General features: G+C 72.1%; 4 protein-coding genes. All 4 read right to left on the bottom strand.

Translation table 11 applies throughout. From position 1 onward, the window contains the following. Window positions 1–118: 118 nt before the first annotated feature. Entirely contained in the window at window positions 119–1,513 is a 1,395-nt protein-coding gene (locus ACI797_RS24565) for a neutral zinc metallopeptidase (protein ID WP_456862334.1), read from the bottom strand. A gap of 161 nt (window positions 1,514–1,674) precedes the next feature. After that, window positions 1,675–4,455: a 1,4-alpha-glucan branching protein GlgB gene (gene glgB / locus ACI797_RS24560; protein WP_456862332.1), complete on the bottom strand. Its 2,781-nt coding sequence runs from the start codon at window positions 4,453–4,455 to the stop codon at window positions 1,675–1,677. Between the two features lie 49 nt (window positions 4,456–4,504). After that, complete coding sequence (locus ACI797_RS24555) at window positions 4,505–5,875, bottom strand: maltokinase N-terminal cap-like domain-containing protein (RefSeq protein ID WP_456862331.1); 1,371 nt, start codon at window positions 5,873–5,875, stop codon at window positions 4,505–4,507. Next, on the bottom strand, window positions 5,872–7,692 hold the full coding sequence (gene treS / locus ACI797_RS24550) for a maltose alpha-D-glucosyltransferase (protein WP_456862330.1): 1,821 nt from the start codon (window positions 7,690–7,692) through the stop codon (window positions 5,872–5,874). Before treS ends, ACI797_RS24555 begins: the two co-directional genes overlap by 4 nt. Window positions 7,693–7,716: the final 24 nt, after the last annotated feature.

Raw genomic sequence — 7,716 nt, 5'->3', positions numbered from 1 at the left:
GGGCCGCCGCCCCCCCCCCCCCCCCCGCGCCGGGCGCCCCCCCCCCCCCCCCCCCCCCCCCCCCCCGCCCCCCCCCCCCCCCCCCCCCCCCCCCCCCCCCCCCCCCCCCCCGGGGCGATCAGCCCTCGACGCCCACGTCGCAGGCGCCGATGCCCTGCAGGAAGCCGGCCCGGAAGGAGCGGACCAGCTCGAAGCCGGAGGCGTCGGTGTTCGGGAAGACGGCGTCGTCGACGCCGTAGGCGAGCAGGAAGATGACCGCCTCGTCGACGTCACCGGGGCTGATCTGCACGCCCTCCAGCCGGGCGCTGAACACCTGCGCCTCCCACCAGCCGGTCAGGCAGGTCGCGGACAGGGTGGCCGCGCCGTCGTCGGTGGACAGCCCGGCCTGGCCGCGGACGGCCAGCGAGTACGGCAGCGAGATGGCGGTGGCCACCGCGAAGTCGCCGACCTCGCCGTGCGCGGGCTCGGTGAGCTCCTGCTCGTCGAAGTACACGGTCTGCTCGTCGGCGCAGTAGCCGAGGTCGCGATCGCCGGCCACGCAGCCGGGCGCGGTGCCGTCGAAGCCGGTGATGCTGGGCTCCTGGAACTCGGTGCCGAAGGCCTGGGGGAAGACCTCGACCCAGAACGGCGGCAGGCTCACGCCGATCAGCTCCAGCGTGGTCGGGTACGCCGAGTTGCCCTGGTTGGCCTGGTCCTCCTGGGAGAACTCGGCCGCCGTGAACACCCGGCCCGGCTCGAAGTTGTCACGGCAGGCGGCCACGCCGCCGTCGTAGCCCTCGATGATCGCCGACACCCGGTCGAAGTAGGAGCCGTGGGCGCCGTCGCGGCTGGGGTCGCTGCCGACGGCGTCGGCGGTGATCAGGTAGCCGCGGATGATCTCGTCGAGCTCGGGCAGCCGGACCGACGTGTGGTCGGAGTTGCCCTCCACCGCCCACGCGGTCCAGGCGCCGGCGAAGCAGTCGGCCTGCGTCTCGATGTTGATCGACTCACCCTCGAGGCCGTTGATCCGCCACTGGATGGCGTGCCCGAACTCGTGGGCCATGACGAAGGGGACCAGGGCCCGGCCGTACTGCTCGGCCAGCTCGGTGAGGAAGTTCTTGTCGTAGGTGATCGCGTCGTCGTTCGGCGATCCCGAACCGGCGCAGAAGAACGCGCCGGTGCCGGCGACCTCCTCGGGGTCGGCGCCGCAGCCGACGCCGTCGGGGAACTGCGACGGGTCCAGGTTCTCCAGGTCGACGCTGTAGAAACCGCCCTGCAGGGGTTCGAACTCCTCGCCGAACGCCTCCGGGTAGGCCTGCTCCCAGAACGTGTACAGGTCGGCCAGGGAGTTCCGGGACTCCGTGTCGACCAGGTCGCCGTCGACGGCGGCGGTGATCGGGAACTCCTCGGCCGCCACGTCGGTGGGGACGCCGTCGGCGGGCGACGCCGCGCCGGTGACGGTGCTGGAGCAACCGGTGAGCAGCACACTGCCCACCGCGGCCGCGGTGATCGAGCGGCGCAGGCCATGCCTCATGGGGGAGCTGATCCTCTTGTCGGGGCCGGTCCGTACCGGCGTCGTTCTCGCGAGCCGGCACATGATGCACGGTCACGACCCCGAGCGGGGCGCAGGAGCGCCCGGTGTCGAAAAGCACGGTGGCGGGACCGTGCCGACGCCGGGGGCGCTCCCGCGCGCGATCAGCCCTCGTGCAGGAACCAGACGGTGCTCAGCGCCGGGGCCTCGATGACCGCCGAGTACGGCTGTCCGTGCCACGGTTCCTCGACCGCGTCGACGCCGCCCCAGTTGCCGCCACCGGCGCCGCCGTAGCCCTCGGCGTCGCTGTTGAGCACCTCGCGCCAGCGGCCGCCGCGGGGCAGGCCGATGCGGTAGCCGTGGTGCGGCGTCCCGGCGAAGTTGGTGACGCAGGCCAGCGCCTGCCCCGGTGCCGGCGCGTCGCCCTCGGCGTCCGCCTTCTCCGGCCGCCCGTACCGGAGGAACGACAGCACGTTGCCCGAGGAGTCGTTGGCGTCGATCCACTGGAACCCCGACGGGTCGACGTCCTGGCTCCACAGCGCCTCGAGCTCGCGGTAGCGGCTGTTGAGGTCGGTGACCAGCTGGAGGATCCCGCGGTGCGCCGGGTCGTCGAGGTGCCACCAGTCCAGCGACCGGCTCTCGGCCCACTCGGAGTCCTGGGCGAACTCCGAGCCCATGAACAGCAGCTGCTTGCCCGGGTGCGCCCACATGTACGACAGGTACGCGCGCAGGTTGGCCAGCTGCTGCCACCGGTCGCCGGGCATCTTCCGCAGCAGCGAGCCCTTGCCGTAGACGACCTCGTCGTGGCTGATGGGCAGCACGTAGTTCTCGGAGTAGGCGTAGATCATCGAGAACGTCAGCTGGCCGTGGTGGTAGCTGCGGTAGACCGGCGGCTTCTCGATGTAGGCCAGCGAGTCGTGCATCCAGCCCATGTTCCACTTGAAGCCGAAGCCCAGGCCGCCGAGGTGGGTGGGCCGGGTGACGCCGGGCCAGGCCGTCGACTCCTCGGCGATGGTGACCACGCCCGGCACCTCGCGGTAGACGGTCGCGTTCATCTCCTGGAGGAAGGCCACCGCCTCGAGGTTCTCCCGCCCGCCGTGGATGTTGGGCAGCCACTCGGAGCGCGAGTAGTCCAGGTAGAGCATCGAGGCGACGGCGTCGACCCGCAGGCCGTCGACGTGGAACTCCTTGCACCAGTAGAGCGCGTTGGCCACCAGGAAGTTGCGGACCTCGGTGCGGCCGAAGTCGAACACGAACGTGCCCCAGTCCAGCTGCTCGCCGCGGCGGGGGTCGGCGTGCTCGTACAGCGCGGTGCCGTCGAAGCGGCCGAGCGCCCAGGCGTCCTTGGGGAAGTGCGCGGGCACCCAGTCGACGAGGACGCCGATGCCGGCCTGGTGCGCCTTGTCGATGAGGTACCGCAGGTCGTCGGGGTCGCCCAGGCGCGCGGTCGGCGCGTAGTAGGACGTGACCTGGTAGCCCCAGGACCCGCCGAACGGGTGCTCGGCGAGCGGCATGAACTCGATGTGCGTGAACCCGGCGTCCACCACGTACTGCACCAGCTCGTCGGCGAGCTGGCGGTAGGACAGCCCCTGCCGCCAGGACCCGGCGTGCACCTCGTAGACGCTCATCGGGCGCTCGTGCCAGCCGGCGCGGGCGCGGTCGGCCAGCCACTCGTCGTCCTGCCACTCGTAGGTCGACTCGGTGACCACCGACGCGTTGGCCGGGGGGACCTCGGTGGCGAAGGCGAGGGGGTCGGACTTCTCCCGCCACTCGCCGTCGGCGCCGAGCACGTGGTAGCGGTACCGGCTGCCCACCTGGACCCCGGGGATGAAGATCTCCCAGACACCGGAGGCGCCGAGGGACCGCATCGGGTAGGCGCGGGCCTGCCAGTAGTCGAAGTCGCCGGTGACCTTGACGCCGCGGGCGTTGGGCGCCCAGACGGCGAACGAGACGCCCTCGGTCAGGCCGCCGGGGGTGTCGTAGCGGCGGACGTGCGCGCCGAGCACCTCCCAGAGGCGCTCGTGCCGGCCCTCGCCGATGAGGTACTGGTCGAGCTCGCCCACCGTCGGCATCCAGCGGTAGGGGTCGTCGACGACGTAGGTGTTGGTGCCGCCGGAGCCGTCGCCGTAGTTGACCTCGATGCGGTAGTCGCCGGGCTGCTGCGGCAGGCCGGCCTCATAGATGCCGCCGCCGTGCAGCTGCCGGGCCTCGTAGCGCGCGCCGTCCTGGTCGATGACGGCGACGCTGACCGCGTCCGGGCGCAGGGTGCGGACCACCCACCGGCCGTCGCCGGCCGGGTGGAAGCCGAGCACCGCGTGCGGGTCGTGCGACCAGCCCTCGACGATGGCGCGCAGCTGGTCACCGGTGACCTCGGCGCCGACCCCGATCGCGGGGGCGGCGGGTTCGGCCGCCCCGGGGGCGGCGCCCGCGCCCGTGGCGGTCGCGGGCCCGGAGGTCGCGGGCGTGGGGGTCTCGGGCGTGGGGGTGTCGGGCGTCGGGGCCTCCGGGGTCGTGGTCCCCGGGGCCGGCTCGCCCGGCTCGGCCGGGGCGCCGGTGCCGTCGCCCGGCTCGGCGATGGGGGCCGGCGGGACCACCGGCGGCGTGGTGGCCGCGGCGGTCTTCTTCGTCGTGCGCTTCGCCGCCGTCCCGGTCGGCGCCGTCTTCTTGGCCGGGGCAGTCTTCTTCGCCGCGGCCTTGCGGGGAGCCGGCGCGGCCGGCGCGGCCGCCTCGGCGGTGGCGGGGTCGGTGCCGCTCGCGGCGGCCGTCTTCTTCGCCGTCTTCGCGGCCGTCGTCTTCTTCGTGGCCGGGGTCTTGCGCACCGGTCGCGCCGGGGCCACGTTCTCGTCCGCCTCGGCCTGCTGCTGGACGCGGGCGGTCTTCTCCTCGACAGCGGCCTGCAGTTCTTCCTTGCCGGCCACGTGGTCCTGTGCGTCGTCCGTCGTCATCGTCGCCCTCGTTCGGTGGTGCGTCGTCGGGAGTCGGTGCCCGCCGCGCTCAGCTGCCGGACGTGAGCCGGGTCAGCGAGTGCAGCGGGATCATCAGCCAGTGCGGCCGGTTGCGCGCCTCGTAGACGCACTCGTAGACCGCCTTGTCGGCCTCGAACGCCCGGAGGAGAGGGGAGTCCCCGCAGGGGTCCAGCCCGCTCGCGGCCGAGTAGCCGGTGCAGAAGGCGGTCCGGTTGCGCTCTGCCCACTCCTGGGCCCGGTATGCGCGCTGGGGGTCGTCGGGTTGCTCGACGAGCATGTGACGTGCGGCGTAGTCGAAGCTGCGCAACATCCCGGCGACGTCGCGCAGCGGGCTGTCGAGCTGCCGGCGCTCCTCGAGGGAGCGGGCCGGTTCCCCCTCGAAGTCGAGCAGGATCCAGCCGGTCGCCGTCCGCAGCACCTGTCCCAGGTGCAGGTCGCCGTGCACCCGCTGGCGGGCGACCGGCTCGGTGGTCCCGGCCACCGCCGCGTAGAGCGCGCGCAGGCCGTCGGCGTGCTCCGCCAGCTGCGGCACGACCTCGATCGCGGCGTCCAGCCGGGCGTTCATCTGCTCGGCCAGCCCGGCGAACCACGCCTCGTCGGCCGGCTCGGTGGGCAGCACCTTCGCCATGTCCCCGTGCACCGACGCGGTCGCCGCCCCGAGCCGCTCGCTGTCGGCGGCGAAGTCGCCGCCGACCTCGTCGGCGTGCAGGTCGCCCTCGGCGTAGAGGTCGCGGACGCTCGCGGTGGCCAGCCGCCAGCCGTCGCTGGCGTTGGGGACGAACCGCTGCAGCATGCCGGCGGTCGCCGCCGGCTTCGCCGGGTCGGGGTCGTCGATCTCGAGGTAGCCGAGCAGCGGCGCGATGTGGACGTTCTCGGTGCGGCGCAGCGCGTCGTGCACCTCGACGTCGGGGTTGAGGCCGGGCTCCAGGCGCCGGAAGAGCTTGAGGATCGCCTCGGACCCGTAGATCAGCGAGGTGTTGCTCTGCTCGCCGGAGACGATGTCGCCGGGCAGCCCCTCGGGGATGTAGGCGACGCCGGCCGGGTGGAAGTGCATCGGACCCACCGTCGAGGCGGCGACCAGGTGCTTGAGCCAGGGCACCGTCGCGTCCCGGTCGCGCATGGCGTCGTAGCCGTAGAACTCCCGGCCCTCGAAGGTGACCGCGCCGATGAAGGCGGAGGTCAGCTCCTCGGTCGGGTGCTCGTGCCAGGAGACCGGGATCAGGTAGGTCTCCCGGCCGCCGTCGACGTAGGTGACGGTCATCCGGTGCACCGACACCACCGGGTGCTCCCGCTCGAGGAAGAACCCGGTCTCGTCGACGTCCGCCCACTCCCGGCCCTTGCCGCCGAACCAGCGCTGGGCCGGCATCCAGTCCTTGAGCAGGTCGCTGGCCACGGTCATCGGGCACCTCCGCCGGTGTGCTCGGGGCCGGCCGTGTCGCCGTCCCCGACGACCCCCGCGGCGAGCAGCGACTCGGCCAGGCCGGTCTCGTGCTCGGGTTCGGGCTCCGGCTCGGGCTCCAGGGGCTTGGCCAGCTCGAACCAGTAGAAGCCGTGCCCGGCCAGGGTGAGCATGTACGGCAGGACGCCGATCTGCGGGAACTCCACCCGCCCGGTGAGCTCGATCGGGGTGTAGCCCTCGAACTGCCGCAGGTCGAGCTCGACCGGCTGCGGGAACCGCGACAGGTTGTTCACGCACAGCACGATGTCGTCGCCGAACCGGCGGACGAAGGAGAGCACCGTCGGGTTGCGCGAGCCGACCTCCTCGAAGGTGCCGAGCCCGAACGTCGGGTGCTCCTTGCGGACGGCGATCATCCGGCGGATCCAGTGCAGCAGCGAGTTGGTGTTGCGCAGCTGCGCCTCGACGTTGGTGGTCTGGTAGCCGTAGACCGGGTCCATGTTCAGCGGCAGGTACATCCGCTGCGGGTCGGCGGTGGAGAAGCCGCCGTTGCGGTCCGGCGTCCACTGCATCGGGGTGCGGACGCCGTCGCGGTCACCGAGCCAGATGTTGTCGCCCATGCCGATCTCGTCGCCGTAGTAGAGGACCGGCGAGCCGGGCAGGCTGAACAGCAGCGCGTTGAACAGCTCGAGGGTGTTGATGTCGTTCTCGAGCAGCGGGGCCAGCCGGCGGCGGATGCCGATGTTGGCCTTCATGCGGGGGTCCTTGGCGTACTCGCCCCACATGTAGTCGCGCTCCTCGTCGGTGACCATCTCGAGGGTCAGCTCGTCGTGGTTGCGCAGGAAGACGCCCCACTGGCAGTTCTTCGGGATGTCCGGCGTCTGCGCCATGATCTCCGAGATCGGGAACCGCTGCTCCCGGCGCGCGGCCATGAACAGGCGCGGCATCACCGGGAAGTGGAACGCCATGTGGCACTCGTCGCCGTCGGCGCCGAAGTACTCGACGACGTCGGCCGGCCACTGGTTGGCCTCGCAGAGCAGCACCGTGTCCGGGTAGCCGGCGTCGACGACCTTGCGCACCCGCTTGAGGAACTCGTGGGTGCGGGGGAGGTTCTCGCAGTTGGTCCCCTCCTCCTCGAACAGGTAGGGGACGGCGTCCAGCCGGAACCCGTCGATGCCCAGGTCCAACCAGAACTTCAGCGCGTCGAGGATCGCGTCCTGCACCCGCGGGTTCTCGAAGTTGAGGTCCGGCTGGTGGGAGAAGAAGCGGTGCCAGAAGTACTGCTTGCGCACCGGGTCGAACGTCCAGTTCGAGCTCTCGGTGTCGACGAAGATGATCCGCGCGTCGGAGTACCCGGAGTCGTCGTCGGCCCACACGTAGAAGTCGCCGTAGGGGCCCTCGGGATCGCTGCGGCTGGCCTGGAACCACGGGTGCTGGTCCGAGGTGTGGTTCATGACGAAGTCGATGATCACGCGCATGCCCCGGGCGTGGGCCGCGTCGAGGAAGTCCTTGAAGTCGTCGATGTCGCCGAACTCGGGCAGCACCGCGGTGTAGTCGCTGACGTCGTAGCCGCCGTCGCGCAGCGGGGAGGCGAAGAACGGCGGCAGCCAGAGGCAGTCGACGCCCAGCCACTGCAGGTAGTCGAGCTTGTCGGTCATGCCCCGGAGGTCGCCGACGCCGTCGGCGTTGCTGTCGGCGAAGCCGCGGACGAGCACCTCGTAGAACACGGCGCGCTTGAACCACTCCGGGTCGGTGCCGGGGGCCGGCAGCGCCGACGGCTCGTGGTCGTCGGTGGTCGCGTCGGGGACGGGAACGGTCATCGGGAGAAGTCGTCCTCGATCTTC

The organism is Geodermatophilus sp. SYSU D00691, from assembly GCF_054050275.1.
The sequence above is the reverse complement of the archived record's forward strand: the minus strand, read 5'-3'. Positions and strand labels throughout refer to the sequence as shown.

Coding starts and splice junctions, on each gene's coding strand:
- ACI797_RS24565 (WP_456862334.1), bottom strand. CDS start 1,513: ATGAGGCATGGCCTGCGCCGCTCGATCACCGCGGCCGCGGTGGGCAGT.
- glgB (WP_456862332.1), bottom strand. CDS start 4,455: ATGACGACGGACGACGCACAGGACCACGTGGCCGGCAAGGAAGAACTG.
- ACI797_RS24555 (WP_456862331.1), bottom strand. CDS start 5,875: ATGACCGTGGCCAGCGACCTGCTCAAGGACTGGATGCCGGCCCAGCGC.
- treS (WP_456862330.1), bottom strand. CDS start 7,692: ATGACCGTTCCCGTCCCCGACGCGACCACCGACGACCACGAGCCGTCG.